Annotated in this window: 27 protein-coding genes; 14 read left to right on the forward strand and 13 right to left on the reverse strand. The window is 60.4% G+C overall.

The genetic code is table 11. The annotated features are described in order from the left end of the window. Positions 1-59: 59 nt before the first annotated feature. The 3 genes from Q672_RS27695 to doeB are packed head-to-tail and all read right to left on the reverse strand — an operon-like array spanning position 60 to position 2,719. Positions 60-833, reverse strand: coding sequence for a hypothetical protein (locus Q672_RS27695; protein ID WP_022985752.1), 774 nt, complete (start codon positions 831-833; stop codon positions 60-62). After that, positions 823-1,683 (reverse strand): sigma-70 family RNA polymerase sigma factor, encoded by an 861-nt coding sequence (locus Q672_RS27700; protein ID WP_152521830.1) that lies wholly within the window; start codon positions 1,681-1,683, stop codon positions 823-825. Before Q672_RS27700 ends, Q672_RS27695 begins: the two co-directional genes overlap by 11 nt. 43 nt (positions 1,684-1,726) lie before the next feature. After that, positions 1,727-2,719 (reverse strand): N(2)-acetyl-L-2,4-diaminobutanoate deacetylase DoeB, encoded by a 993-nt coding sequence (gene doeB / locus Q672_RS27705; protein WP_022985754.1) that lies wholly within the window; start codon positions 2,717-2,719, stop codon positions 1,727-1,729. A gap of 190 nt (positions 2,720-2,909) precedes the next feature. Here doeB and Q672_RS27710 point away from each other — a divergent pair, with 190 nt between their 5' ends. The 7 genes from Q672_RS27710 to Q672_RS27735 all read left to right on the forward strand — a co-directional run bounded on the left by Q672_RS27710 (position 2,910) and on the right by Q672_RS27735 (position 8,363). After that, positions 2,910-3,119, forward strand: coding sequence for a hypothetical protein (locus tag Q672_RS27710; protein ID WP_022985755.1), 210 nt, complete (start codon positions 2,910-2,912; stop codon positions 3,117-3,119). Further along, complete coding sequence (locus Q672_RS27715) at positions 3,120-3,902, forward strand: oxygenase MpaB family protein (RefSeq protein WP_081703657.1); 783 nt, start codon at positions 3,120-3,122, stop codon at positions 3,900-3,902. Positions 3,903-4,014: 112 nt separating this feature from the next. Next, positions 4,015-4,644: a guanylate kinase gene (gene gmk / locus Q672_RS27720; protein ID WP_022985757.1), complete on the forward strand. Its 630-nt coding sequence runs from the start codon at positions 4,015-4,017 to the stop codon at positions 4,642-4,644. 110 nt (positions 4,645-4,754) lie between these two features. Further along, positions 4,755-5,018 (forward strand): DNA-directed RNA polymerase subunit omega, encoded by a 264-nt coding sequence (rpoZ, locus tag Q672_RS27725; protein WP_022985758.1) that lies wholly within the window; start codon positions 4,755-4,757, stop codon positions 5,016-5,018. Between the two features lie 207 nt (positions 5,019-5,225). Next, positions 5,226-7,337: a bifunctional GTP diphosphokinase/guanosine-3',5'-bis pyrophosphate 3'-pyrophosphohydrolase gene (gene spoT / locus Q672_RS27730; RefSeq protein WP_022985759.1), complete on the forward strand. Its 2,112-nt coding sequence runs from the start codon at positions 5,226-5,228 to the stop codon at positions 7,335-7,337. Between the two features lie 198 nt (positions 7,338-7,535). Continuing rightward, complete coding sequence (locus tag Q672_RS0117260; RefSeq protein ID WP_031226619.1) at positions 7,536-7,922, forward strand: RidA family protein; 387 nt, start codon at positions 7,536-7,538, stop codon at positions 7,920-7,922. A 204-nt stretch (positions 7,923-8,126) separates the two neighbouring features. After that, positions 8,127-8,363: a DUF2789 domain-containing protein gene (locus Q672_RS27735; RefSeq protein ID WP_022985761.1), complete on the forward strand. Its 237-nt coding sequence runs from the start codon at positions 8,127-8,129 to the stop codon at positions 8,361-8,363. A gap of 338 nt (positions 8,364-8,701) precedes the next feature. Here Q672_RS27735 and Q672_RS27740 read toward each other — a convergent pair whose 3' ends face one another. The 4 genes from Q672_RS27740 to Q672_RS27755 all read right to left on the reverse strand — a co-directional run bounded on the left by Q672_RS27740 (position 8,702) and on the right by Q672_RS27755 (position 12,362). Continuing rightward, positions 8,702-9,283: a TVP38/TMEM64 family protein gene (locus tag Q672_RS27740; RefSeq protein WP_031226621.1), complete on the reverse strand. Its 582-nt coding sequence runs from the start codon at positions 9,281-9,283 to the stop codon at positions 8,702-8,704. A gap of 205 nt (positions 9,284-9,488) precedes the next feature. Then, complete coding sequence (locus Q672_RS27745) at positions 9,489-10,595, reverse strand: 5-(carboxyamino)imidazole ribonucleotide synthase (protein ID WP_022985763.1); 1,107 nt, start codon at positions 10,593-10,595, stop codon at positions 9,489-9,491. Positions 10,596-10,639: 44 nt separating this feature from the next. Next, on the reverse strand, positions 10,640-11,131 hold the full coding sequence (gene purE, locus Q672_RS27750) for a 5-(carboxyamino)imidazole ribonucleotide mutase (RefSeq protein WP_022985764.1): 492 nt from the start codon (positions 11,129-11,131) through the stop codon (positions 10,640-10,642). Positions 11,132-11,516: 385 nt separating this feature from the next. Continuing rightward, positions 11,517-12,362, reverse strand: coding sequence for an NAD-dependent epimerase/dehydratase family protein (locus Q672_RS27755; protein ID WP_022985766.1), 846 nt, complete (start codon positions 12,360-12,362; stop codon positions 11,517-11,519). A 203-nt stretch (positions 12,363-12,565) separates the two neighbouring features. Between Q672_RS27755 and Q672_RS27760 the strand changes: the two genes are divergently transcribed. Beyond that, entirely contained in the window at positions 12,566-13,468 is a 903-nt protein-coding gene (locus tag Q672_RS27760) for a hydrogen peroxide-inducible genes activator (protein WP_022985767.1), read from the forward strand. A gap of 95 nt (positions 13,469-13,563) precedes the next feature. Beyond that, positions 13,564-15,660, forward strand: a complete 2,097-nt coding sequence (gene recG / locus Q672_RS27765; RefSeq protein ID WP_022985768.1) for an ATP-dependent DNA helicase RecG — start codon at positions 13,564-13,566, stop codon at positions 15,658-15,660. Positions 15,661-15,674: 14 nt separating this feature from the next. Here recG and Q672_RS27770 read toward each other — a convergent pair whose 3' ends face one another. Then, positions 15,675-16,442: an ABC transporter substrate-binding protein gene (locus Q672_RS27770; protein WP_022985769.1), complete on the reverse strand. Its 768-nt coding sequence runs from the start codon at positions 16,440-16,442 to the stop codon at positions 15,675-15,677. A 150-nt stretch (positions 16,443-16,592) separates the two neighbouring features. On the opposite strand from Q672_RS27770, the gene Q672_RS27775 reads away from it, so the two are divergent. The 4 genes from Q672_RS27775 (at position 16,593) to Q672_RS0117265 (ending at position 19,177) form a co-directional block, all read left to right on the forward strand. Then, complete coding sequence (locus tag Q672_RS27775; protein WP_022985771.1) at positions 16,593-17,432, forward strand: hypothetical protein; 840 nt, start codon at positions 16,593-16,595, stop codon at positions 17,430-17,432. A 92-nt stretch (positions 17,433-17,524) separates the two neighbouring features. Next, the gene (locus Q672_RS27780; protein WP_022985772.1) at positions 17,525-17,755 is read left to right on the forward strand and encodes a hypothetical protein; all 231 of its coding nucleotides are present in this window, start codon (positions 17,525-17,527) and stop codon (positions 17,753-17,755) included. A 74-nt stretch (positions 17,756-17,829) separates the two neighbouring features. Further along, positions 17,830-18,717, forward strand: coding sequence for an NmrA/HSCARG family protein (locus Q672_RS27785; RefSeq protein ID WP_022985773.1), 888 nt, complete (start codon positions 17,830-17,832; stop codon positions 18,715-18,717). Positions 18,718-18,736: 19 nt separating this feature from the next. Further along, positions 18,737-19,177, forward strand: coding sequence for an SRPBCC family protein (locus Q672_RS0117265; protein ID WP_022985774.1), 441 nt, complete (start codon positions 18,737-18,739; stop codon positions 19,175-19,177). Positions 19,178-19,196: 19 nt separating this feature from the next. On the opposite strand, the gene Q672_RS27790 is transcribed toward Q672_RS0117265, so the two are convergent. From Q672_RS27790 to Q672_RS27800, 3 genes are all read right to left on the reverse strand, one after another. After that, positions 19,197-19,559, reverse strand: coding sequence for an STAS/SEC14 domain-containing protein (locus Q672_RS27790; RefSeq protein ID WP_022985775.1), 363 nt, complete (start codon positions 19,557-19,559; stop codon positions 19,197-19,199). A gap of 39 nt (positions 19,560-19,598) precedes the next feature. Further along, positions 19,599-20,060, reverse strand: coding sequence for a hypothetical protein (locus Q672_RS27795; protein WP_022985776.1), 462 nt, complete (start codon positions 20,058-20,060; stop codon positions 19,599-19,601). Between the two features lie 145 nt (positions 20,061-20,205). After that, positions 20,206-20,652, reverse strand: a complete 447-nt coding sequence (locus tag Q672_RS27800) for a YtoQ family protein (RefSeq protein WP_022985777.1) — start codon at positions 20,650-20,652, stop codon at positions 20,206-20,208. Positions 20,653-20,787: 135 nt separating this feature from the next. Here Q672_RS27800 and Q672_RS27805 point away from each other — a divergent pair, with 135 nt between their 5' ends. Further along, positions 20,788-21,579, forward strand: coding sequence for a DUF3298 and DUF4163 domain-containing protein (locus Q672_RS27805; protein WP_022985778.1), 792 nt, complete (start codon positions 20,788-20,790; stop codon positions 21,577-21,579). A gap of 142 nt (positions 21,580-21,721) precedes the next feature. Here the strand turns inward: Q672_RS27805 and cobS are convergent, their stop codons facing one another. Both cobS and Q672_RS27815 read right to left on the reverse strand, forming a co-directional pair. After that, positions 21,722-22,504 carry an adenosylcobinamide-GDP ribazoletransferase gene (cobS, locus tag Q672_RS27810; RefSeq protein WP_022985779.1) on the reverse strand — a complete coding sequence of 261 codons (783 nt, stop codon included), beginning with the start codon at positions 22,502-22,504 and terminating at the stop codon, positions 21,722-21,724. Next, positions 22,505-23,515: an AraC family transcriptional regulator gene (locus Q672_RS27815; RefSeq protein ID WP_152521831.1), complete on the reverse strand. Its 1,011-nt coding sequence runs from the start codon at positions 23,513-23,515 to the stop codon at positions 22,505-22,507. Between the last annotated feature and the right edge of the window lie 67 nt (positions 23,516-23,582).

Below are 23,582 nucleotides of genomic sequence, written 5' to 3' on the forward strand. Positions count from 1 at the left end.
CAGGAACTGTGACCCGTTTTCGAAGGAACCTGCGACAACAAGACGTTACCCTGCGATTGCTATTGCCCCACGGCCTGCCGTGCCATCTGTATCAGCTGTTCCCCCAGAGCACATGCGTCTGCGGTCAAGCCCGGCTCCAGCGGCGATAATGGGGCGGGATAATCCTGGCGGGACAGTGTAAGCCGTTGCAGAAACGTCTCCGCCGCCGCCACAGAACAGTCCTCTTGCTGCAAGTGCCGAAGCGATAGCGCCAATGCCTGGAAACGCCCCTCCGGGCTATCAGAAAGATGCGCCTGATCACCGGCATACACGGCCATGAACCCATTCCAATCCGGAACGGGCATCGCCAGAGCCGCCGCCGGGCGTTGTGGCGGCTCAGCCCTGTCTTCGAACGCGAACGACTGATCGGCAGACGATTGCTTGTGCATCGGGGCGTCCACCTGCGCCCTTGCCTGTGGGGCTTGGTGGGATTCTGCCATGGGCGACGCCGGCGGAGAGAACTCCTGGGGCGGGTCATTCACAAACACCAACACACCCGCCAGCAGCACACTGGCCGCCGCCCCGGCCATGGCGAAACGCCGCCAGACACCCTGTCGTGCCGCCACCGTCTCCCGGGACTCCAGCAAGGCCACCCACTGCTGCCGAAGTATATTGCTGTTGGCCAACGCAACCGTCAGCCACTCCTGCTGCGCCGACGTCAGCCGGCCGTCGGCATGAGCGGCGAGAATCTCATCCGTGGTGGCAAAGCCCTCAAACTCCGGCCTCGACAGCAGGGACGGCTGATCCTGATACCGCAATGCCCTGAACAGGCTTTTTTCTGTTTCAGGATTCAAGGTTCACCTCCCCGGCAGCGGTAGTGTCGGCCAGCCCCATCACACGCAGGGCCTGCTCAAGTTGATGGTGCAAGCCCGCCAGACGGCGCTGCACCGTTGCCGCACTGGTTTCCAGCAGCGTGGCAATCTTGCGACTGGAGAGGCCGTCTTCGTAACTGAGCGACAGCAACAAACGATCGTCTGCCGTCAAAGCCAAACGCCTGATCAGCTCGTTCAGCACGTCTTCTTCATCAGACGGACCCGACCCCACGGTTGCATCAGCAGGATTCAGCAAGCGACCCAACACGGCCAACGCGTGCTGATGTTGCGTACGGGCCAGTGCCTGATCCACGCTGTCTCCGGCGTCGTCAGGCAACTGCTCCAGCCCCAGCTCTGTCACACAACATTCCGAGAATCCCGGTTCACCACAGCGCGGAATACGCTGCTTGATCACCGCAATCGCCTCACGTACCAGCCCGTCGACAAACTCTTTACCCAACACCTGCATAAGGGTTTCCGGCCACTGACGCTCCAGGCACAGCATCCGCCATAACCGAACCCAGGCCTGCCCCTTCTCCTGCAGCCATTGCGGGGGCCGGGGCCGCCCAAAACGGCGACGGGCAAAATCTTCCATGGCTCGGCCAGCGACCGCATAGGCATACGTGGCCGGTGCGCTTTTTCCACCAAAAGCACGTAAACGCTGCCAATCCGTTTCGCTAAGCGCGTCCAGCATGGCCCCAGCGGCCTCTTCCGCCAGTGCCGGCTGGACAAACCGCTTTGCCGCCATACGGTCGAGCCCGGCAAGAAATGCCGGGTCCAGAATCACGGAAGACCAGTCCACCGGGATGTCGGACCTGTTTGCTGAAGTCATCAAGAGAAAGGAATCACGTTGCGATCAGTCACGTCGGGCTCCATTAAACCCGCGGCACCGCCAGCACCGCAAAGGTATCGCCAATATTTACCCGGGCAGGATGCCGACGCCCCAGCAGCATGGCGTCATAGGGAGCGCGATACTCCACCGGGGGTTGGCCGGTCCGCTCCAGCGAATACACCCGGGCAATCACCTCTCCCTGCTGCAGCCACTGGCCCAGCGTCACGGTGAATTCAAGAATGCCCGCATGCTCGCTGACCCGGTAGGCGTCGCCATCCGGAATTTCCAGCGCTTGCGAGACGGCCTCCACGGGCTCGCCAGGCAGGATCCCGGCAAAGCGCAGCACGTTGTCCACCCCCTGCTCCGCCAACGCGACCGTCTCCGGCGTGGTGGTGCCGCCGCCACGCAGTTCGGTACTGATAAACACCTTGCCCTGGGCTTCCACCACACTGTCGAACAGCACCTCCCCTTCCAGTTCGGCCATGAACAGGGTGAAGGGCGCACCGAAGGCCGTGGCCCCCGCCAAACAGCGCGCCTCAAAGGCCTTGTCGTCCATGCGATGGGTCGCCGCGAAAGGCAGCAGATCCAGGGTGCGGCCCCCGGAATGGATATCCAGCACCACATCCGCCAGCGGCACCAGATAACGGGTCAGGTAATCCGCCAGTTTTTCTGTCAGCGTCCCGGCGGGATTGCCGGGAAAACAGCGATTCAGGTTACCGCCATCCAGCGGCGAGGTGCGGCTACCATTGACCACCGCCGGATGATTGAGCATGGGAAGAATGATCACCCGGCCACGAATCTGCTCCGGCCGCAGACGATTGGCCAACTTGATCAGCGCGGTAATGCCCTCGTATTCATCACCGTGATTGCCCCCGGTCAACAGTGCGGTTGGCCCATCGCCATTGCGCACTACCGTGATGGGCGTCATCACATGCCCCCAGGCCGAGCCATCATGGGAATAGGGCAGTTTCAGAAAGCCGTGCTGAATGCCATCACGCTGGAATTCCACAGTGGCGCTGAGGGGACTGTTGCTCATGCAGAAGGACACCCGTTACTGGACAGTGTCGCCATATTGCGCCTTTCCATGTTTACTTTCACCGGGTTTGGCTGTCATCACGATGACGAAATCTGTATCCGCCAGCCGCCTTGAGACAGAAAAGTTGATCTGCATCAAAACTGGCAAGTTCTGCTTGATTAGCCTGAGGCGAATCAATGGAGGACACCCTATGCAGCCCCAGCCCAACAAGCCCATCCAACCGCGCAATCCCGCCCTTAACCAGGCCGTGACCAAAGAGGCGTTACACCAACAGCTGGAAATCATGACCCAGCGAGTGCTGGACCCGGACATCGGCCTCTACGGACCCGACTCCATGGCCTGGAAAATTCACGGCAATATCTCTGTGATGTTTGGGGCTGGCGCCGCCAACCTGTTGTAGCTGGCCCATCCCTGGGTCTCCCAAGCCATTGATCAGCATTCCCAGACCCAGACAGACCCCATGGGCCGACTGCAACGCACCTTTCTGAATGTGCACTCCATGGTCTTCGGCAATCTGGACCAGGTGCTGGACTCGGCCGTACGGGTACACAACATTCATGCAAAAATCACCGGCCAGATCTCCGAGTCCACCGGGCGCACCCAGAAACAAAGCCAGTACTTCGCCAACCAGGTAGAAGCGCTGTTGTGGGTGCACGCCACCCTGTGGATCGTCGCCCTGCGGGTCCACGAAATGTTCTATGGCGCGCTCAGCCAGGCCGAGCGGGAACAGTATTACGAGGAATCAAAACTGTTTGCCTTCCTGTTCGGCATTCCCGAACAGGCCATGCCGGAGAACTGGGATGCCTATGTGGCCTGGTTCAACGAGGTGGTGACGTCCGATCTTCTGGCGGTAGGTACGGTGGGCCGCGAATTGGTGGACTACCTTTTCAGCATGCGCCCCTGGCTAATGCCGTTCCTCAACCGCCATCGCATTCATACTGCCGTACTGCTGCCAGACTCCCTGCGCAGGCCTTTCGGCATGCCCGAGGTCACCCCCGAGGTGCAGAAAAAGTTCGACATGGATGTGCGCCTGATCCGAACGGCCATGAAGTGTGTGCCGGTACACCTGCGCTGGATTCCCTCACAGATCGAAGCGCGCCGCCGCATCCAGGGCAAAAAAGCGGATCTGATCACGCGACTGACCAACAAAATCGTCTACGGGCGCCCATTGCTGGTGTCGTAACCCCACCAGCGCGCTGCGCCGGAGGAACAGAACCTCGGGCGCAGCGGGTATGACGGGCCGCAACCTTCCCCCTATAATGCGCCTTTTACCGGGATCACAGGACACCGTCATCATGGCCGACAAAGGCACGCTCTATATCGTTTCCGCCCCCTCTGGCGCCGGCAAGACCAGCCTTGTCGCCGCCCTGGTGGAGAAGGTGCCACGGCTGCGCATTTCGGTGTCTCATACCACTCGCACCATGCGGCCGGGCGAGGAAGACGGGGTCAACTACCACTTCACTGACCGCGACAGCTTTGTCCGCCAGGTCGAACAAGGGCGCTTTCTGGAACACGCCGAAGTGTTCGGCAACCTGTACGGCACCAGCGCCGATTGGGTAAAGCAGACCCTTAACGGCGGCGAAGATGTGATCCTGGAAATCGACTGGCAGGGGGCCACCCAGATCCGCAAACAGCTGCCCGATGCCGTCAGCATCTTCATTCTGCCCCCCTCTCTGGACATCCTTGCCCAACGCCTGCGTGGTCGGGAGACCGACGATGATGCGGTAATCCAGCGCCGTCTGGACGGTGCTCAGGACGAAATGAGCCACTTCGCCGAGTTCGATTACCTGATCGTCAACGATGACTTTCAACGGGCCCTCTACGAGCTGGAAGCCATCGTCGAGGCTCGCCGTCTGGACACTCCCCGTCAGCAAGCGCGGCTGGCCAGCACCCTGGAAGACCTGCTCCGCGATCGTCGCCACTAAGGCTGCGGGCCTGCGAGACTGGACTGATCAAGCTTTCGCCATTAAAATCCCCGCCTTGCGAATTTGAGTTGGTGTTGCCCGGTGGTGGCACCCGCCTGTAGGAGAACAGCATGGCCCGTGTAACCGTTGAAGATTGCCTGGAACAACTCGATAACCGCTTCGAGCTGGTGCTGGTGGCAGGCAAACGCGCCCGCCAACTGCAGACCGGTGGCAAAGAGCCCCGCGTCGCCTGGGAAAACGACAAGCCCACCGTAGTGGCCCTGCGTGAAATTGCTGAAGGTCACGTCACGGCCGAATCCGTGGACAGCCCCATGGCTGACCGCAGCGCCGACGTGGACGAGCTGGCACTGCTGACCCAGTCTTTCGGCGAATAAGCGCGCCACCTTTGCCCTCCTGCGCACCCGCGCAGGAGCGGAAACCGGAAGGCACCTGCCTTCTCGTTGCCTGCATTTCCCTGATAGTTATTCCCTCTGCGGGTTATCACCCGTTGCATGTCTCCTTGTCATAGACAAAACCTGCCCTCAAATCTAAGCTAACAGGTACTTCTTACTTGCTACTCGCCAAGGGCGTGACGAGGCCTTTTGCCCACGATTCATAACCTGGAAAAACGGTTACGCAGTTATCTGGACGACGAGCAGATCGCCCAGGTCGTACGCGCCTACCATTTCGCCGAGCAGGCCCATGAAGGCCAGTACCGGCGCACCGGGGACCCTTACATCACCCACCCTCTGGCCGTGGCCAACATTCTCACGGACATGCACATGGACCATGCCTCGCTCATGGCGGCCATGCTGCACGATGTGATCGAAGATACCGGCATCAGCAAGGAACAACTGGCCGAGGAATTCAGCGAAGAAGTGGCCGAGCTGGTCGATGGCGTCTCCAAGATTGCCCAGATCAAGTTCGAATCGAAGGCCGAACAGCAAGCGGAAAACCTGCGCAAGATGATGCTGGCCATGACCCGGGATATCCGGGTCATTCTGATCAAGCTGGCCGATCGTCTGCACAACATGCGCACCCTGCATGTCATGCGTGCTGAAAAACGCCGCCGTATCGCCACAGAAACCCTGGAAATCTACGCCCCCATCGCCTTCCGGCTGGGCATGTACAACATGCGCGTGGAGTACGAGGACCTGGCGTTCCATGCCATTCACCCCATGCGCGCCAAGCTGATTGGCCAGGCGGTGAAGAAGGCCCGCGGCAATCGCAAGGAAATCCTTACCACCATCAAGACCAGCCTCGAGCACTGCCTGGAAGAAGAAGGCATCGAAGCCCGGGTACTGGGTCGCGAGAAGCACCTGTTCAGCATCTATTCGAAGATGAAAGAACAGCACAAACCGTTCGCGGACATCATGGATGTGTTCGGTTTCCGCATCATCGTCGACCGGGTAGACACCTGCTACCGGGTACTGGGGGCGGTGCACAATTACTTCACGCCGATCCCCGGCCGCTTCAAGGATTACATCGCCATCCCCAAGGCCAATGGCTATCAGAGCCTGCACACCACCCTCAAGGCGCGCTCCGGCATTCCACTGGAAATGCAGATCCGCACCGAGGAAATGGAGGCCATGGCCAACAACGGCATCGCCGCCCACTGGCTGTACAAGTCCGACGGCCAACCGGGCACGCCCACCCACAGCCGCACCCAGAGCTGGATGCAGCGCCTGCTGGAACTGCAGCAGAAGACCGGTAACTCCATGGAGTTTATCGAGAATGTGAAGGTGGACCTGTTCCCGGACGAAGCCTATATATTCACCCCCAAGGGGGACATCAAGGAGCTGCCCGGTGGCGCCACCGCAGTGGATTTTGCCTACGCCGTGCACACCAAGGTGGGCAACAAGTGCGTGGCTGCCCGTATCGACGGCAAGCTCGCCGCGCTGTCCACACCACTGGAATCGGGCCAGACCGTCAAGATCATCACCGCCCCCAATGCCACCCCCAACCCGGCCTGGCTCAACTTTGTCGTCACCGGCAAGGCGCGCACCAACATTCGCCACTTCCTCAAGCACCAGCAACGCGAAGATGCCGTGGAGCTGGGGCAGCGGCTACTGGAAAAAGCCCTGCACAGCTACGACATGGGCCTGGATGATCTGCCCATCGAACGGGTGGTTAGCGAACTGGCCGGCAACGGCTATGTGGAGCTGGACGACCTGCTGGAAGATATCGGTATCGGTAACCGACTGGCACCGCTGGTGGCCCGCAAGCTGGCGGGCGCCCGCGACGATGATGAACGCCAGCATGAAGACGATCGCCGCCCTCTCGCTATCCGCGGCAGCGAAGGCCTGATGGTCAGCTATGCCAAGTGCTGTTATCCACTGCCCGGCGACACCATTATCGGCCACCTCAGTGCAGGCCGGGGCATCGTGGTCCACCGCGACACCTGCAAGAACCTGCTGGCCGAAATGCGTAACGCCCCGGAAAAATGCATTGCGCTGAGCTGGGACAAGGACGTGGAGCAGGAATTCACGGCGGCGCTGCGCATCGAGCTGATCAACAAACGGGGGGTACTTGCCACCCTGGCCAACAGCGTGTCCGAACTGGGCTCCAACATCGACACCATCGACATGGCAGAAAAAGACCCCACCCTTACCACCCTGAACGTGTCCATGACGGTGAAAGACCGTATCCACCTGGCCCGCATCATCAAGAAACTGAGAACCCTGGACAGCATCGTCCGCATTCATCGCCTTTGAGGTCGCTGAATCCTGTGCCCCTGTGGGAGCTTGCCTGCAAGCGATTACGTTCTTGATCAAAGCCCAAATCGCTTGCAGGCAAGCTCCCACAGCATGGATGTTGGCGGTGTTGCGTGCCGGCGGGCGGCATGCCAGCATAGCCGCTTCCTTATTTCGCCTGACGGCCATGGCCGGGGCTCAACCGACGAAGAACGCATCATGTCCAACCATTCCGTCATCAGCACCGACAAGGCACCGCAAGCCATTGGCACCTATTCCCAGGCCATCAAGGCCGGCTCTACCGTTTATCTGTCTGGCCAGATTCCCCTGGTTCCAGACACCATGGAGCTGGTGGAAGGCGACATGGAAGCGCAGATCGAGCAGGTCTTCAGCAACCTGACGGCTGTCTGCGAAGCCGCTGGTGGCAACCTGCAGGACATCGTGAAACTGAATATCTTCCTCACCGATCTGGGCCACTTCGCCCTGGTGAACGAAGTTATGGCTCGCCATTTCAAACAGCCCTACCCAGCCCGTGCCGCCATCGGCGTCGCCGCGCTGCCCAAGGGCGCCCAGGTGGAAATGGACGGGATCATGGATATCGCCTGAGCCTTACCCGCACACACCGGAGTAAACGCCCGCTTCGCGCGGGCGTTGTTGTTTTCGGCCCACAGGATGAACGGCGTTCCTCCATTAAGACCAAAGCAGGGGAGGACAGGTCCGCTAAAAAAGCGCAATATCAATAACGCAATGCCAAGGACAGGAGTCCGCAGCAGCATTACAGCGTAATCACATCAAGCAAGGGAGAGCGATATGGATACCGCCACCCACGACCTCAACACCCTGTTTGCCCAGCTCGGGCTGGCCAACAGCGACGACGATATCGAAGACTTCATCCACCAACACGGTGGCCAGCTGGCTGACAGCATGCACCTTCATCAAGCCCCATTCTGGAACCCCTCCCAGTCGAAATTCCTGGCAGAGGCCGTGCGCGAAGATGCGGATTGGGCAGAAGTGGTGGACTCGCTCAGCGCCCTGTTAAGACATTGAAGGGGCAGCTTTGAGCTTTGAGCTTTGAGCTTTGAGCTTTGAGCTTTGAGCTTTGAGCTTTGAGCTTTGAGCTTTGAGCTTTCAAAAGCATCCCCGCTGTGGGAGCTTGCCTGCAAGCGATCCGAGCCTTGGCGAAGGTAAAGATTCCAGAAACGAGTGATGAGTAGCGGGTTTCGAAAGGCAGAACACTCGCAACTCAACTGCAAACCTCGCTATCGCTCGGATCGCTTGCAAGAAAGCTCCTACAGAGGCAGCCCCGAAGTGGGTGCGCGAGCACTGTCTTGTTTTGCGTGGCACAGCCTCAATTCGCGTTGCAGCTTGAAACTTGAAGCTTGTATCTACCCGATCGGCAGCAACAATAGAACTCTGTCGAAAAACAGGCAGTACAACGCAATAGGTATCGGTAACCCAATCAGGGTACCGACAAGATAGGGGCGCAGAGGCACACCGCTGAGCCCCAGGGTGTAATTCAACGCGGGCATGGTCTGAAGCAGGATCCGCAGCAGTGCCACGCTGCGAATCGGGTGGGTATCCAGCCGGGCCAGAATACTCTTCGCCCAGGGATTGTTGATTTCTCTCAGGGCATTACCACCAAGCCCACGCACCAGCGTGAAGGTGACCAGGCATGACGTAACCGCCGCCAGATAGGTAACCAGCCCCCCCATCACGGTACCCAGCGCAAGGATCGCCGCCACAAGGAAAATCCAGCCGGGCAGCTGAATCAGGTTACCGATCACAAACACCAGCACAAAGGCGAGCACACCCGTGACCGGATTGGCTTCAAGCTGGGCACGCAGAAAGGATACCGACATCTGCTCCCGCAGGCCGCTAAGCTCAACCGTGATCAGCACCAGTGCCACGATCATGACGAGCATGATCAATCGACGATAGCGCGTGAGCGTGAGTGAAGAGAGTGACATGGGCACGACAAGCATCCTGATTGCAGTCAGCCGTGAGTGTACCCCATTGGCCACGGGAGAGAATGTGAAGGCAGCATGACCCTGTCACTGACAGCGCCTCAGTCAGCCCCCGTCGCCTACAGGCAGGGCAACCTGCCCCCTGTGGGAGCTTGCCTGCAAGCGATTAAAGTGTTGAGCCAGCTGCCGCAAGGCAAAAGCCAGGCGATCAGCCCAGCCCCAGCTCGGAATCCAGGACCGCCTGATAGCCTTCCGGAAGCACGTCGGCCCAGGCATCCAGGCCCTTTCGTAACCCTTCCAGAGTACCCGCCACCAGGTTGGCATGGCCCACCTTGCGGCCCGGTCGCACGCTCTTGCCGTACCAGTGCACCACACCCGGGTGTTGCAACCAGGCGCTCTCGAAAGGCGTGCCGATCAGGTTAACCATGGCAGAGGGGCCATGGACGTTGAGCGCGTGCAGCGGCACACCGGCCAAGGCATGGACGTGCAGGTCGAACTGGGACCAGTCCGCGCCTTCGTGGGTCCAGTGGCCGGAGTTGTGCACCCGCGGGGCAATTTCGTTGACCATCAACTGGCCATCCACTTCGAAGAACTCCACCGCCATGACACCGGCGTAATCCAGTTCCTCCATGATGCCCTTGAGCATCTGTTCCGCCGGCTTTTGCAGATCGCTACAGGCATTGGCTGGCGCCAGACTCAGGCGCAGGATACCGTCCACATGCCAGTTACGGGTCAGTGGGTAGAACAGGGTTTCGCCACTGATACTGCGAGCCCCCACGATGGACAGTTCACGGCGGAAAGGAATCTTTTGCTCAATGATGGCTTTGCCGGCCAGCTCTGCCGCGGGCACGGAAGACAGATCGCCCCCTTCGCCCACAATCCAGGTGCCACGACCGTCATAGCCGCCGGTGCGGGCTTTCACCACCACACCCCCAAACTGCGCGACAGCCGCCTGCAGATCCTCTGCCTTGTCCAAGGTGACCCAGGGCGCGGTGGGGATGCCCAGCTTGTCGAGCATGGCTTTCTGGGTGAAGCGATCCGGGATCACCTGCAGGGCACCGCGGGCCACGCAGCGGTCGCTTCTGGCCAGGTCCGCCGACAGGCCCTCTTCCGGAAACGCTTCGCGCTCCACGGTAATCACCGGGTAACGCTCCTGGCATTCTTCCCAGCTGATCGGTACCGCCAGATCAGAGGTGCCTGGCAGCAGCAACGCTCGCTCCGGATCGTAACGGTCCACCACCAGCCCCAGCCGGGCTGCGGCCTCCGCCATCATCAGGCCAAGCTGGCCACCACCAAGAACGAGTACGCGATTCATAGCAGATCCGTTAGTCACAAGCAGGGGCGAATTGAGGGTCGGGCCTAGCCCTGGCCCAGCTCCGCGTTGGCCAGCACCTCGTCAGCACGCGAGGCTTTCCATTCAGCAATCTTGTTCAGCAGCTCTGGATTCTCCGCTGCCAGCATCTGCGACGCCAGCAGCCCGGCATTCCAGGCCCCGGCCGCGCCGATCGCCAGGGTACCCACCGCCACGCCCTTGGGCATCTGCACGATGGACAACAGGCTGTCCCAGCCAGACAGGGTCCGGCTTTTCACCGGCACACCGAGCACTGGCAGCGGGGTCAGGGCGGCGATCATGCCCGGCAGGTGAGCCGCACCACCGGCACCGGCGATGATGACCTTGTAGCCGTTTTCATGGGCACTTTTGGCGAAGTCGTACATGCGCTGGGGGGTGCGGTGGGCAGAGACCACCTCGGCTTTCCAGCCAACACCGAACTGGGTCAGGGCGTCACAGGCTTCTTTCATGGTTTCCCAATCGGATTGGGAGCCCATTACCACGGCAACCGGTGTACTCATGCACATCTCTCCATTGCGCCCACCACGGGCCTTTGCGGCGCTTCAGGAGGGTCTGGCACCGCCACGGATAAAATTTGAGGCGCACACTTTACTAATGCCAGCGCCGGAGGCAAGTCTGACGGCGAAAAAATGACCAACGAAACCGTCATTGCCCGACAGGAGGGCGATTTTAGCGTGAAAACGCCGGAAATGCGCTTCAAGAGCCGTTCAAGGGAACAAGGTGAACGTTAAAACGTGGGCCCGGCATGCAGCCAACAGCCTGATTGCCCATCCTGTGGGAGCTTGCCTGCAAGCGATTCAGGCCGGAAAGCTCAAAATCGCCGGCAGGCCGGCTCCCACATAGGGGGACACCACCAGCCCCTTTTGAACTTTCAACTTTAAACTTTCAACTATCCCTCTCCGCCAGCACCTGAGCATACCCTTCCCGGTAACCGGGATACTTGAGGGTGTAGTGACCTTGAGATATATACCGACTTCTAACCTGTTTGCCGGCGGGGGGGGCGTCGAGCGTATCGCCGGGAACCTCCAGGCTTAGCCCTTGCTGCTGTGCCAACCACTGCAACACATCCAGATTACGGCCACCCACCGAGTCCGTACCCACCACCAGCGGCGGCATCTCCTGCCCCTCCAGCCAGCCGCTCACCACACAGTGCAGCAGGCCCACGCAGTCATCGCGGTGGATACGGTTAGTCCACTGAGACGCCGGCAGGGCCTCTTCGCCCCTGGCCAACCGCGCCGCCTTGTCGATCTGGCGATAGCGGCCAGGCCCATAGATACCGGTGAAGCGTACCACCGTGGCCATGCTGCGGGCGCTGATTTCCTCTTCCGCGGCCAGCAATACCTTGCCGTTATAGCGGGACGGCCTGGGCGACGTTAGCTCATCCACCTCGCCGGCCAGTTCACCGAAGACGGCACTGCTGGACACAAACACCACTGGCGGCAGGGGTTGTTGTTGGGCCAGGGCATCCAGCAAGGTCAGCGGCGCCCGCACGAACGCCTTCAGGTAACCCGCTTCGCTGTACTCGGACGGCGTCATGATGATCACCAGCAGATCCACCTGATCCGGCGGCAACATGGCCGCGCCCTCAGTGAGATCCTGGCTATACAACTCCACCCCTGCCGGACACTGCTGCCCGCGGCGGATGGCACTGACCCGATGCCCTTCGGCCAGCAAGACTTGCGCCAGCCCCGAGCCCAGATCCCCGAGACCCGCAATCAGGATATGAGACATATCGCTCCAAATTAAAAACGCGTGTTTAACAACCGCTGGCCGCACGACATTCTGCAACCGCGGCACAACAGCCCAAAATCTGGTACCACACCCGCTCCGCGAGCTGTTAACTATTCACTGTTAACTGTTAACTGCCCGACCCTCTAGCATCGAGGTTCTACGAGGTGCACAATGGGCCATCATCGACTAAACATATCGACGCCATGACATTAACAGAACTTCGCTATCTAGTCGCCCTGGCCCGTGAACGCCATTTCGGCCACGCCGCCCAGGCCTGTAACGTCAGCCAGCCAACCCTCAGTGCCGCCATCAAGAAGCTGGAAGAACAGCTCGGCATGCCCCTGTTCGAGCGCCGTCCCCGAGAAGTGGTGGTGACCCCGCAGGCGGAGCCCATCGTCACCCAGGCACAGCGGGTACTGGAGCAAGCCGACCTGCTGTCGCAAATGGCCCTGAGTCAGCGTGACCAACTGGGTTCCCCCCTGCGTGTTGGCGCCATTTTTACTGTCGCCCCCTATCTGTTCCCGGCCATGGTGCCTCGAGTACGCAAGGCGGCCCCGGACATGCCTCTGTTTATCGAGGAAAACTACACCCACGTATTGCGTCGTAAACTGGAACACGGCGAGCTGGATGCCATCATTGTGGCGCTGCCGTTCTCCGGTGGTGGTCTGGTGCGGGCACGCATGTACGAAGAGTCGTTCTCGGTATTGCTGCCCAAGGACCACGCCTGGTCCTCGCAAAAGAAAATCGCCCCGGAACAGCTGCTTAACGAAACCCTGCTGCTGCTGGGCGAAGGCCATTGTTTCCGGGACCAGGTGCTGGAGCTGTGCCCGGCCATCGATTCTCAAAGCCAGAAAAACCTGGTGCAGATCGAAGGTGGCTCCCTGGAAACCCTGCGCCACATGGTGGCCGGCGGTCTCGGGGTCACGGTGTTGCCCAACTCCGCGCTCTATCAGCACGGCTATGACAAAGACACCTTTACCGTTCGTCCCTTCGAGGAGCCGGTCCCGTCACGAACCATTGCGCTGGTCTGGCGTGACAGCTTCCCGCGTCCCAAGGCCATCGAGGTACTGCGCCAGGCCGTGCCCAAGGAAGGACTGTCGGGGTAAACGTGTCGACACACGAGTGACGGGTGACGAAGTGCAAAAGCGGTTTTGCCTTTCGACACTCGCTCCTCGCAACTCGCTGACGGAACGCATTATTGATGGCCAGTGATTCTCTCTCCAGCCTCCCACTGAATCGCCTCAAGGGCGTGGGACCGGCTGCGGCCGAGAAACTGACCAAGCTGGGGCTGCACAATCTGGAAGACCTGCTCTTCCATCTGCCCTTTCGCTACGAGGACCGCACCCGCATTACCCCCATTGGCAGCCTGCGACCGGAAACCGGGGTGGTCATTGAAGGGGAAGTCATGGCCGCCGATGTGGTCTTCGGCCGCCGCCGCTCCCTGCTCTGCAAGGTGGCAGACGGCACCGGCATGGTCACGCTGCGTTTTTATCACTTTACTGCCGCACAGAAGAACAACCTGGAACGGGGTCGGCCGATCCGGGTATACGGCGAACCCCGCCCGGGAGCCGCCGGCCTGGAGTTCTATCACCCCGAATACCAGATCGCCCATGGCCACCAGCCGCTACCGCCGCTGGAAAAAGCGCTGACACCGGTATATCCCACCACCGATGGCGTCAGCCAGAAAACCCTGCGCAACCTCACCACCCAGGCTCTGGCGTATTTGCAGGCACACCCGCCCCGCGAGCTGATTCCTTCCACCCTGCTGGATCAGAGCGGCCTGCCCAGCCTCACCGACGCCTTGACCAAGCTGCACAACCCGCGCCCGGATGACCCGGTCAATCTGCTGCTGGAAGGCCAGCACCCGGCAGTGCAGCGCCTGGTGATGGAAGAGATGGTGGCCCACCAACTCGGCATGCTGCAAAAACGGGCCGGGCAGAAAGCCTTTCATGCCCCCCGGCTCACCGGCACCACCCTGTTCGATCGCTTGCAAGCCAGCCTGCCCTTCGCTCTGACCGGGGCGCAACAACGGGTCATCGCCGAACTGATGAAAGACATGGGACAGCCTCATCCCATGTTACGGCTGGTGCAAGGGGACGTGGGCTCCGGCAAGACACTGGTGGCCGCCGCCGCCGCACTGGCCGCCATTGAGGCCGGCTACCAGGTGGCACTGATGGCCCCCACCGAACTGCTGGCCGAACAGCACCGTGACAACTTCCGCCAGTGGCTCGCGCCGCTGGGCATCGAGGTGCACTGGCTGGCCGGCAGCCTGGGGGCAAAGGCACGCCGCGAGACCAACGCCGCCCTGGCCGATGGCAGCGCCAATATCGTGGTCGGCACCCATGCCCTGTTTCAGGATGCCGTACAGTTTCATCGCCTGGGCCTGACCATCATTGATGAACAGCATCGCTTCGGCGTCCAGCAGCGTCTTGCCCTGCGGGAAAAAGGCCGCTTCGAGACCCGCCACGGGGTACAGGTGCCCCATCAGCTGGTACTCACGGCCACACCCATCCCCCGCACCCTGGCCATGAGTGTGTACGGGGACCTGGATACATCGGTGATCGACGAAATGCCGCCGGGGCGCAAACCCATCGATACGCTGGTGCTGCCGGAAGGGCGTCGCCCCCAGGTGATTGAACGCATCAATGATGCCTGTCAGGCCGGCACACAAGCGTATTGGGTTTGCACTCTGATCGAGGAATCCGAAGAACTGCAAGCCCAGGCCGCGGAGGCCACCTACGAGGAATTACAGGCGGCGCTGCCTGAGCTGACCGTGGAACTGGTGCACGGACGCATGAAGGCCAAGGAAAAGGCGGAACGCATGGCGCGCTTCTCCTCCGGCCAGGCCCAGTTACTGATCGCCACCACCGTGATCGAGGTCGGCGTGGATGTGCCCAACGCTACCCTGATGGTGATGGAAAATGCCGAACGGCTGGGACTGGCACAACTGCACCAGCTACGGGGCCGGGTAGGCCGGGGGGGCGAACAGAGTTACTGCCTTCTGCTCTACAAGAGCCCGCTATCGCTGACCGGCAAACAACGCCTGGCGGTCATGCGTGACACCACCGATGGCTTCGTGATTGCTGAAGAAGATTTGAAACTGCGAGGTCCCGGCGAGTGGCTGGGCACCCGCCAGACCGGTGACCTGGCGTTCCGGATTGCCGATCTGGTGCGTGACGAAGCGTTGATGGAACCGGCCCGCGACGTGGCTGACCGGCTACTGCAGGAGTGCCCCTCGCTGGTCGACCCACTCCTGCGGCGCTGGCTCAAGGGCGGCCAGGATTACGCGGATATTTGATGGCAAGCACGCGCCTATTCCCCCGCCAGAATTTTCACTGGCATCCACTTGTGCTTCAAGCGCATCAGCTCACCGTTGTTCATCCATAAGGTCAGCACGTCATCCACTTCTTTCTTCAATTGCACATTGTCCTGACGCAACACCCAGGCCAACGGCTCTTCCGTAAGCGGCTTGTAGAGCCCTAATAACGTTCCCTGATATTCACGACGGTTCGCCAGATTCCAGACTGTCGGCGCATCATGTACGTAGGCATCCACGCCACCATTCAACAACGCCATCATGGCCTCGTCATTGCTATCAAACCCGACGCCATTAACACTACGGGCATTGACCAGCGCTTCCCCGGTGGTGCCGTTCTTGAACCCGATACGAAAACCGCCCCTGAGTAGTACACCCGGGGCCGCCAGTTTGGCTGCGTCCTCCAGTCTGACCACGGCCATCTGACCGATATACGTATAAGGCAAACTGAACAGGTAATCACGTTGTCGCTCTTCCGTAATTGAAATACCCGACATGATCAAATCAATGTCGCCACGGTCCAGAGCATCAAACAAGCCGGAAAAGTCATACTCCATAAACTGGACCGGCCGACCCAACGCATCACCGAGCTGATGGGCAAAATCCACTTCCAGTCCCGCCAGCTCACCCTCCTGGTAAAAAACGATAGGTGGATAATCGGCCATCACTCCTACCCTGAGCGGATTCCCCGGAGTCTCATGGGTACTGGCGCACCCTGCCAGCACCACCCATACCACCAGCCACAATCGTCGTAAGATTCCCATGCACACTCCTTAACGCCAGATACCTGTTAACTGTAATCATCGTACTCATTCGAGAGTGCGAGCGATGCAATTATTTGAACCTTTTCCTGCCCATCGCGGCCATTCTCGTTCAGGATGTCGGGACCGGAGCCCGCCAAAAGGAATTTGTTCATGCGCACCAGCCTCAGCCCCATTGTGACACTTGCGTCCCTGCTGATTTCCGTCAACGCCCTGGCGGACAACCTGACCGGTGACGAAAAATTCTCCATTACCGCCGGGGGGTACCACGTGTTTCGCGCAGACACCACCCTTTCACTGGTCAGCCGCAATGCAGGCGCCGGCGCCGCACTACGGCCGGCCGACACCCTTGGCCTGGATCTGGAAAACACCGTTTTCAAGGTAAATGGTCGTTACCGGTTCAGCCCCAAATCCCAGGTGGTGCTGTCCTGGTACAAAGTAGACTCCAGTGCAACGCGCCACCTTGAATCCGATGTGGAATGGGTAAACCCGGATGGAGACGATATCACCATTTCCGCAGGAAGCCGGGTAAACAGTTCACTGCAATATGATATATCCAAAGCCAGTTACTACTGGTCTTTTTACCACAACGACAAGGTGGAGCTCATGGCAGGGGCCGGGTTGCATGTCTCCCGCTTCGCTATCGATCTGGATGTGCTCAACACCCCCCTGGGGACCCCGTCAAGCCAGCGCACAGAAAACGCCGCAACCACCCTTCCGCTACCCACCCTGGGCTTTGGCCTTAATTATCAGGTTAACCCCAAACTTTATTGGTACCTGCGTGGCGAGGGGTTCTATCTGGAGTACGACGACTGGCGCGGCATGTTTACCGATATTGAAGTGGGCATGGAATACCGGTTGTGGAAAGGGCTCGGGGCAGGTATCGGCCTGGCCACTGATAGTCTGGTCGTTACCGAAACCACCTCCGACTTCAAATTCCGCTACGACAACCGTTTAAGCGGGGCACATTTTTACCTGTCCTGGACACACTGATTTCGCTGGCACGGGGGGCGGGGCAAGCGTATGATCGCGCGCCCTCGCCAGACTGGCTGGCGGGCTTCATTCATCTTCAGGAGGTACTCCCCATGGCCAAAGGCCCGAAACCCCTGCGCAACTGGGCGGCAATGGACCCATTGATGCGCAAGGGGGGTGCCCATCAGGCACCCCGCGAACAACTGCGCCCGCGACTGGACTGGCGTCAGGCTCTGGACGAATTCGATGACTGGCAGGCTCCCCTGCACAGCGACGATATCGAAGGGCCGAAAGGCCCTTCGTGCGTTATGGGCCGCTGGCGGCGACTTTCATCAACTTGCTGACGGTTTTCGTCATTGTTGTCCGGCACGCTCACGCTATCCTGCTCAGAACCGACAAGTTCTGAGCAGGACCCTTTATGGCCAACAAACGCATTCTCGTCACCGGTGCCACCGGCGCCCAGGGTGGCGCGCTCATTCCCCTGCTGCTGGAGCAGGGTTTTGCCGTTCGCGCGCTCACCCGCAACCCGGACAAGCCCTCCGCCCGTGCGCTCTACCACCGGGGCGTGGAAGTGGTGGCCGGTGATCTCGACGACAGCGTTTCCCTGCAGCTGGCTTGCAAGGACTGTTATGGCGTCTTCGCCGTGCAGAATTTCTGGGAAAAGGGTGTGGGTTATGACCGCGAGATCGAGCAGGGCAAGCGCCTGGCCGATGCCGCAGCCGCCGCCGGTGTACAACATTTCCTGCAAACGTCCGTCGCCGGCTGCGAAGAAGCCGGCAACGTGCTGCACTTCGCCAGCAAGTGGGAAATCGAGCAGCACATCGAATCCCTGTCACTCCCCTTCACCATGCTCCGCGAAGTGTTCTTTATGGAGAACTTTTTCGAACCGGTGATGGGCAACAAGGGCAAAAAAGCCATAAACCCGGCCCTGGTGCTGGCCACCCTGGACGGCTGCCTGAACAAGGATGTGCCGTTTCACATGGTGACCGTGGAAGACATTGCCCGCGTCAGCGCGGCGATTTTCGCCGCGCCAGAGACCTGGCTTGGCCAGAAACTGGACCTGGCCAGTGATGTGCTGACCGTGGCGGACATGAAAGCGATCTACCGCCATGTAACCGGCAAGCGACCGCTGCCGATCAAGGTCCCGTTATGGGCCCTGCGCCTGAGTAACGCAGAAGCCGCACGGCAATATGTCTGGAATAACGAGGTACGCTGGCGCTTCCCGCTGGCGCCACTGCAACAGCAATTCCCGTTCCTGACCTCGTTCGAATCTTTCCTGCGCCAGCGCCTTAATACCCCGGCCTGAATTCATTACGGAGACCACCATGCCCGCCATTCATGCTGAACACTGCTACCCGCAGAGCGCCAACACCGTGTGGCAGCGCATCCACGATTTTGCCGATCTGCAGAGCTGGTTGCCCGGCGTTACCGGCTGCACTGTAGAAGGGGAAGGCGTCGGCGCGATCCGCACCGTGGCCACGGCCACCGGAGGTGAGGTGGTGGAGGAACTGGTGGGGTATGACGACGATGCACGGCAGTTTTCCTACCGTATCCTCAAGGCCCCGGGGGTCAGCGCCAGTGCCGACTTTGTCGCCACGGTCACGGTACTGGGCGCCGCCGGTGGTGGCTGCAAGGTGACTTGGCAGGCCGATTTTCGGGCCGGCAACAACGCCCCGGCAGACAAGGTAGAGAAAGCCCGCCAGGGCGCCGAGCAAATGTACCGTTTTTGCCTGTCACACCTGGCCGGCTTGCTGGACAGCGAGTAACCCTCATGGGGCGCCTGATTCAGCCCTCACAGATCCAGAGTTTGGCTGCGTCCAGCTGGTCGCGGGGAAACACCTGAACATCGATGCCCGGCAGCAGCTTGTCGGCCAACACGCCCAGCCGGCGCAGCCAGTCTGAATCGGTGACCACGGCCTCGCGCTCAAACTGCCTCCAGTGGCGAAGACCAAACTTCAAGTCTTCAAACAGGGCATCCATAGCCACACCACCAAAGGTTTCCATTTCTGCGTAAAAGCGCACCTTGTCGTGTTTTTCCAGCGCCGTCTCCAGTGCGGCAGCCACCGTTTCGAATTCCGGGCGGGTAATTTTTCCGGAAATCCGCGCACCTACCACCCGGCTATCGTCGAAGGGAATCAGCGTCAGCATACGTGCCTCCCCTGTATCACTGTCGTAGCTATCGTCCCATCAGGATTCGTTGCCTGCCGTCAGGGCCCGCCAGTTTTGTTTGGCTGCCGCCCAGCTTTCCTGAAATTGCTGTTTGGCTGCATCCCAGTTTTCCTTGCCGGCTTCCTGCATGGACTGATAGCGGGTTTCCAGCTCTTTCTGTTCCTGCTTCAATGCCGACAGGGCTTCCTGCTTTTGCAGTCTGGCATCCTGGGAAAGTTCCTGCCACCGGCTGTCGATATCCGCCTGCAGCAGGGTCATCTGCTGTTGCAGTTCATCCAGCGCATGGCGAGCCACCTGCATGGCTTCGTTTTTCTGCTCAACAGAATACTCGCGGATGTCCTCCATGGACTCTTCCATCTGGACTTCCACTTTCTCCGGTTCCGGCGTCTTGATGTTGGGCACACCTTCGGTACTGTCCGCCCAGGCAGCGGCGGTCGTCACCAGCATCAGGGTGGCAGCGGCCAGGATTTTGTGGGTCATGGGAGCTCTCCTTGATTCTTCGCTTGTCTTCACTGTGACAGACAAAAGGCGAAGATGACTCCCGGGAATTTGCAAAACCAGGTTAATTACCCGGTGCAACACCCCACAGACACCGGCCTGCGGGGGGCAACAGAAAGGCGAACGATCAGGCGTTAAGGATGTAGGCAAGCATCTCCACGACCTGCTCGGGTGTGCGGGCCACCGCATCCGCCGCGGCGTCCACTTCCTTGAGGGGGTGATCATGCTCTTCGTCATGCAGGATAATCATCGGGGTGCCCAAGGCGGCGGTGTAGCCTGCATCAAACGCCGCATTCCACTGCTTGTACTTGGGCCCAAAGCGCACTACCACCAGGTCCGCTTCATCAATCAGTTTGCGGGTGCGGATACCGTTGATACCTGCGCCCAACCGGTCTTCCCAGAAGCGCTTCTCTTCGGCGCCCAGGATATTCACCCCAACCTTGTCACTGGCTTCATGATCCGTCACCGGACTGCTGAATTCGATATCCAGCTCCTTGTCAGCACAGCCCTGAATGATACGCTCACGCCAGTCGGTATGAATTTCGCCGGAAAGATAAACAGTCCAGAAGCTCATCGCGGTGTCTCCCTTGGGTTTCAGTGCGTGGCAGCATAGTGACAGCGGAGCCGGGTTGCAAAAACGCCCCTTGAACCCGACCGTTGGCTGCCGTTAAATGCCTGCAGTTTTTCGGGTAGGAATGAAGGGTGTCCCATGCGTATGACAATTGTGTTCTTGCTAGGTGTAATACTGCTGGCAGGATGTGACAGCAATAACGACCCCTCGCCGACCGCCACAGGCGACACGGCAAGCCCCTCTACCGCCGCGAATTCTCCCGGCCAACTGGTGCGGGTACTGCACAACCTGGACCGTACCGACCCTCAGTGCGATGGTGAGCATTGTGCTCGAGTCAGCATCGAATGGATCACCTTCGAAGACCAGCCCGAGCTGAACCAGGCGATCGAAAACCGTTTGGCGGCCGTACTGGTACAACAGGAAGGCGACGCCACCCATGACGGGACCATTGAAGGACTGGCCGAGGCGTTCCTGGCCGATGCCGCCGACATGGCCATGGGCTCCCAGGGCTGGAGCCTGTCCGCCAGGCTAAGCAAGGAATCCCGACGTGGCAACCTGCTCACCCTGCGCATCGAAAGCCATGAATACACCGGCGGCGCCCACGGCAACCCGGCCGTGACCTTTTTCCACTGGGATCTGGCCCGCCAGCAACGGCTCGCCCTCGATGATCTGATCGTCCCCGGTCAGCAAGACACCTTCTGGGCACTGGCCCGTGACGCCCACACTCAATGGCTGGACCAACAGAAACTGGACCAGAACTTCCGCGACAGCTGGCCGTTTGACCAGACCGACCAGGCGTACTTCAGCGAACAGGGACTGGTGCTGCTCTATAACGTCTACCACATCGCGCCCTACGCCATGGGGCAACCGGAGCTGACGCTGCGCTACGACGCACTGGAAGGCGTGATCCGAGACACCTATCTGCCTTGACCTTGCCGGGTTCAGGACAAGAGCCAGCCGGTGGGAGCGGTGGTTCCACCGCGAAAAAAAGCCGGGCAAGGCCATCGCGGCTGGACGACCGCTCCCACTCTCATTGCCCCGCTTGTGGGCGTAGAATCACCTGCAAGGCGCCCTAGAATCGTCCTTCCTGGCCCTGCACCAGCATCAGCAGGAAAACCAGCTCTGACAGAATCACACTGGCGCCGAGCGCATCGCCGGTGTAACCGCCCAGGCTGCGACGCAACATGGCGCCCCACACCAGCACAACGGATACCACCGCCACCAGTGCTTCCAACGCTACGCCGGCCACCAGTGCCAGCGCCGCCACACCGGCCACCGCCACCCCCAGCCGCTGGCCACTGAAGCCTTCTGCCACAGGCTTGCTCTTGCTGGTGTCCGGGTCACTGACATAGACCAGCGCTCGCATCAGGCACAACGGCGTCAGGCGACTGATGGCCGGGGCCAGCAGCAGGGCAAGCCACACCGGCTGCATGTCGGTCAGCAAGGCGACTTTCAATGCCAGTGTCACCCCCAACGCCACCGCCCCGTAGGTGCCGATCCGGCTATCCTTCATGATCTCCAGGCGCCGCGCCACGGTATAGCCACCGCCCAGCCCATCAGCACAATCGGCCATGCCATCTTCATGGAAGGCGCCGGTAATCCACAGGTGAAAGCCCAACACCAGCAGCACACACACCTGCGGCGACCAGAACCCGGCCAGCAGCGTATAGAGCGCCGCATACAGCCCACCCAACAACAGCCCTACCAGCGGAAAATAGACACTGCACTGGTTCATCAACCGCTGACTGTAATCCACTGTCACCGGCACCGGGATCCGGGTAAGAAAGCCCATCGCCAACCAGAACGCCTGCCATTCCCGGCGCAGGCCTGCGGCCGTCGTTTGCTGCTCAGTCATTCATGAATCCTGCTGTCGAAAGGTATCCGGGCTAACACCGTACCAGCGACGAAATGCCTTACTGAAATTGCTGGCGTCGGAAAACCCCAATCGATGCGCCACCTCTGCCAGGCTGTCGCCACCGCGAACCAGTTGTGCTGCACGCTCGGCGCGCCAGCCATCCACCAACTGGCGGTAACCACTGCCCAACTCTGACAGACGCCGCCGCAAGGAACGCTCACTCATGGACACCGCCGCCGCCAGTGCCGCCAGGCCGGGCACGGCATCCCCCTGGGCCCGTAACAACCCTTGCAGGGTGAGGATCAGTGGCGGGGTGGCATCCAGCGCTTCCAGCTCCTTGCAGGCCAATTGTTCATGCTGGTGCCACAGGCCCGCATCCCCCAGCAGCAAAGGTTGCTGCAGACACTCCCGCGAGTGCCAGACGATATTCCCCTGCTGCTGGAACAGCACCGGGCAACCCAGCACCGCTTGCCAGGCAGCGGCGCTGGCAGGGGCAGTGCGCTGCAGCGTGACTTGAGAGACGCCGCCCTCGGGATAAAGCCGTCGCAGATTACCCACATGCGCTGCCACGAAAGCATCAATTGATGCGGGATGGAGAACCACATCCGGCAAGCAGCAGATTTCCAGCCCCACGGCCTCCGGCCGTTGCTGTAACCGCACGATCACGCCGGTGGAAATCAACCGCTGGTAACGCACCGCCACGTCCAGAATATGGCCAATGGTTGGCGCCGTCTGAATCAGCAACCCCATCACTCGCAGATGCATGGGCAACGATGTTTTGCCCACCTGCAACCCTATCGCCGGTTCGCCGCTGCGTTCGGCAGCCAATGTCCATAACCGGGTCATGGCGGCCGTGGGGACCCGGCCACCGGGGTTGGCCTTCAAGGCATCCAGATCCAGCCCCGCCTCCCTGATCAAGGCGACCCCGTCCACCCCATAGCCATTGAGGGTTTCCAGCACGGCCAAAGGCCAGGCGGCCACCGTGGTAGAGGCCATGGAATCAGTGGCCACGAAGCACCGCACTCTGGCCAGCCGGAACCTTTGCCAACGATCGAGTCGGCACTAGCCTGCGGGGATC

This window comes from Alcanivorax sp. P2S70 (assembly GCF_000475295.1).
In the GTDB taxonomy this organism is placed as follows: Bacteria; Pseudomonadota; Gammaproteobacteria; order Pseudomonadales; family Alcanivoracaceae; genus Alcanivorax; species Alcanivorax profundi.

What these genes read in the sequence shown, in the direction of transcription:
- Q672_RS27700 (WP_152521830.1), bottom strand. Translation starts at nt 1,683, where the DNA reads ATGACTTCAGCAAACAGGTCCGACATCCCGGTGGACTGGTCTTCCGTG.
- doeB (WP_022985754.1), bottom strand. Translation starts at nt 2,719, where the DNA reads ATGAGCAACAGTCCCCTCAGCGCCACTGTGGAATTCCAGCGTGATGGC.
- Q672_RS27710 (WP_022985755.1), top strand. Translation starts at nt 2,910, where the DNA reads ATGCAGCCCCAGCCCAACAAGCCCATCCAACCGCGCAATCCCGCCCTT.
- gmk (WP_022985757.1), top strand. Translation starts at nt 4,015, where the DNA reads ATGGCCGACAAAGGCACGCTCTATATCGTTTCCGCCCCCTCTGGCGCC.
- rpoZ (WP_022985758.1), top strand. Translation starts at nt 4,755, where the DNA reads ATGGCCCGTGTAACCGTTGAAGATTGCCTGGAACAACTCGATAACCGC.
- Q672_RS0117260 (WP_031226619.1), top strand. Translation starts at nt 7,536, where the DNA reads ATGTCCAACCATTCCGTCATCAGCACCGACAAGGCACCGCAAGCCATT.
- Q672_RS27735 (WP_022985761.1), top strand. Translation starts at nt 8,127, where the DNA reads ATGGATACCGCCACCCACGACCTCAACACCCTGTTTGCCCAGCTCGGG.
- Q672_RS27740 (WP_031226621.1), bottom strand. Translation starts at nt 9,283, where the DNA reads ATGTCACTCTCTTCACTCACGCTCACGCGCTATCGTCGATTGATCATG.
- Q672_RS27745 (WP_022985763.1), bottom strand. Translation starts at nt 10,595, where the DNA reads ATGAATCGCGTACTCGTTCTTGGTGGTGGCCAGCTTGGCCTGATGATG.
- purE (WP_022985764.1), bottom strand. Translation starts at nt 11,131, where the DNA reads ATGAGTACACCGGTTGCCGTGGTAATGGGCTCCCAATCCGATTGGGAA.
- Q672_RS27755 (WP_022985766.1), bottom strand. Translation starts at nt 12,362, where the DNA reads ATGTCTCATATCCTGATTGCGGGTCTCGGGGATCTGGGCTCGGGGCTG.
- Q672_RS27760 (WP_022985767.1), top strand. Translation starts at nt 12,566, where the DNA reads ATGACATTAACAGAACTTCGCTATCTAGTCGCCCTGGCCCGTGAACGC.
- recG (WP_022985768.1), top strand. Translation starts at nt 13,564, where the DNA reads ATGGCCAGTGATTCTCTCTCCAGCCTCCCACTGAATCGCCTCAAGGGC.
- Q672_RS27770 (WP_022985769.1), bottom strand. Translation starts at nt 16,442, where the DNA reads ATGGGAATCTTACGACGATTGTGGCTGGTGGTATGGGTGGTGCTGGCA.
- Q672_RS27775 (WP_022985771.1), top strand. Translation starts at nt 16,593, where the DNA reads ATGCGCACCAGCCTCAGCCCCATTGTGACACTTGCGTCCCTGCTGATT.
- Q672_RS27780 (WP_022985772.1), top strand. Translation starts at nt 17,525, where the DNA reads ATGGCCAAAGGCCCGAAACCCCTGCGCAACTGGGCGGCAATGGACCCA.
- Q672_RS27785 (WP_022985773.1), top strand. Translation starts at nt 17,830, where the DNA reads ATGGCCAACAAACGCATTCTCGTCACCGGTGCCACCGGCGCCCAGGGT.
- Q672_RS0117265 (WP_022985774.1), top strand. Translation starts at nt 18,737, where the DNA reads ATGCCCGCCATTCATGCTGAACACTGCTACCCGCAGAGCGCCAACACC.
- Q672_RS27790 (WP_022985775.1), bottom strand. Translation starts at nt 19,559, where the DNA reads ATGCTGACGCTGATTCCCTTCGACGATAGCCGGGTGGTAGGTGCGCGG.
- Q672_RS27795 (WP_022985776.1), bottom strand. Translation starts at nt 20,060, where the DNA reads ATGACCCACAAAATCCTGGCCGCTGCCACCCTGATGCTGGTGACGACC.
- Q672_RS27800 (WP_022985777.1), bottom strand. Translation starts at nt 20,652, where the DNA reads ATGAGCTTCTGGACTGTTTATCTTTCCGGCGAAATTCATACCGACTGG.
- Q672_RS27805 (WP_022985778.1), top strand. Translation starts at nt 20,788, where the DNA reads ATGCGTATGACAATTGTGTTCTTGCTAGGTGTAATACTGCTGGCAGGA.
- cobS (WP_022985779.1), bottom strand. Translation starts at nt 22,504, where the DNA reads ATGACTGAGCAGCAAACGACGGCCGCAGGCCTGCGCCGGGAATGGCAG.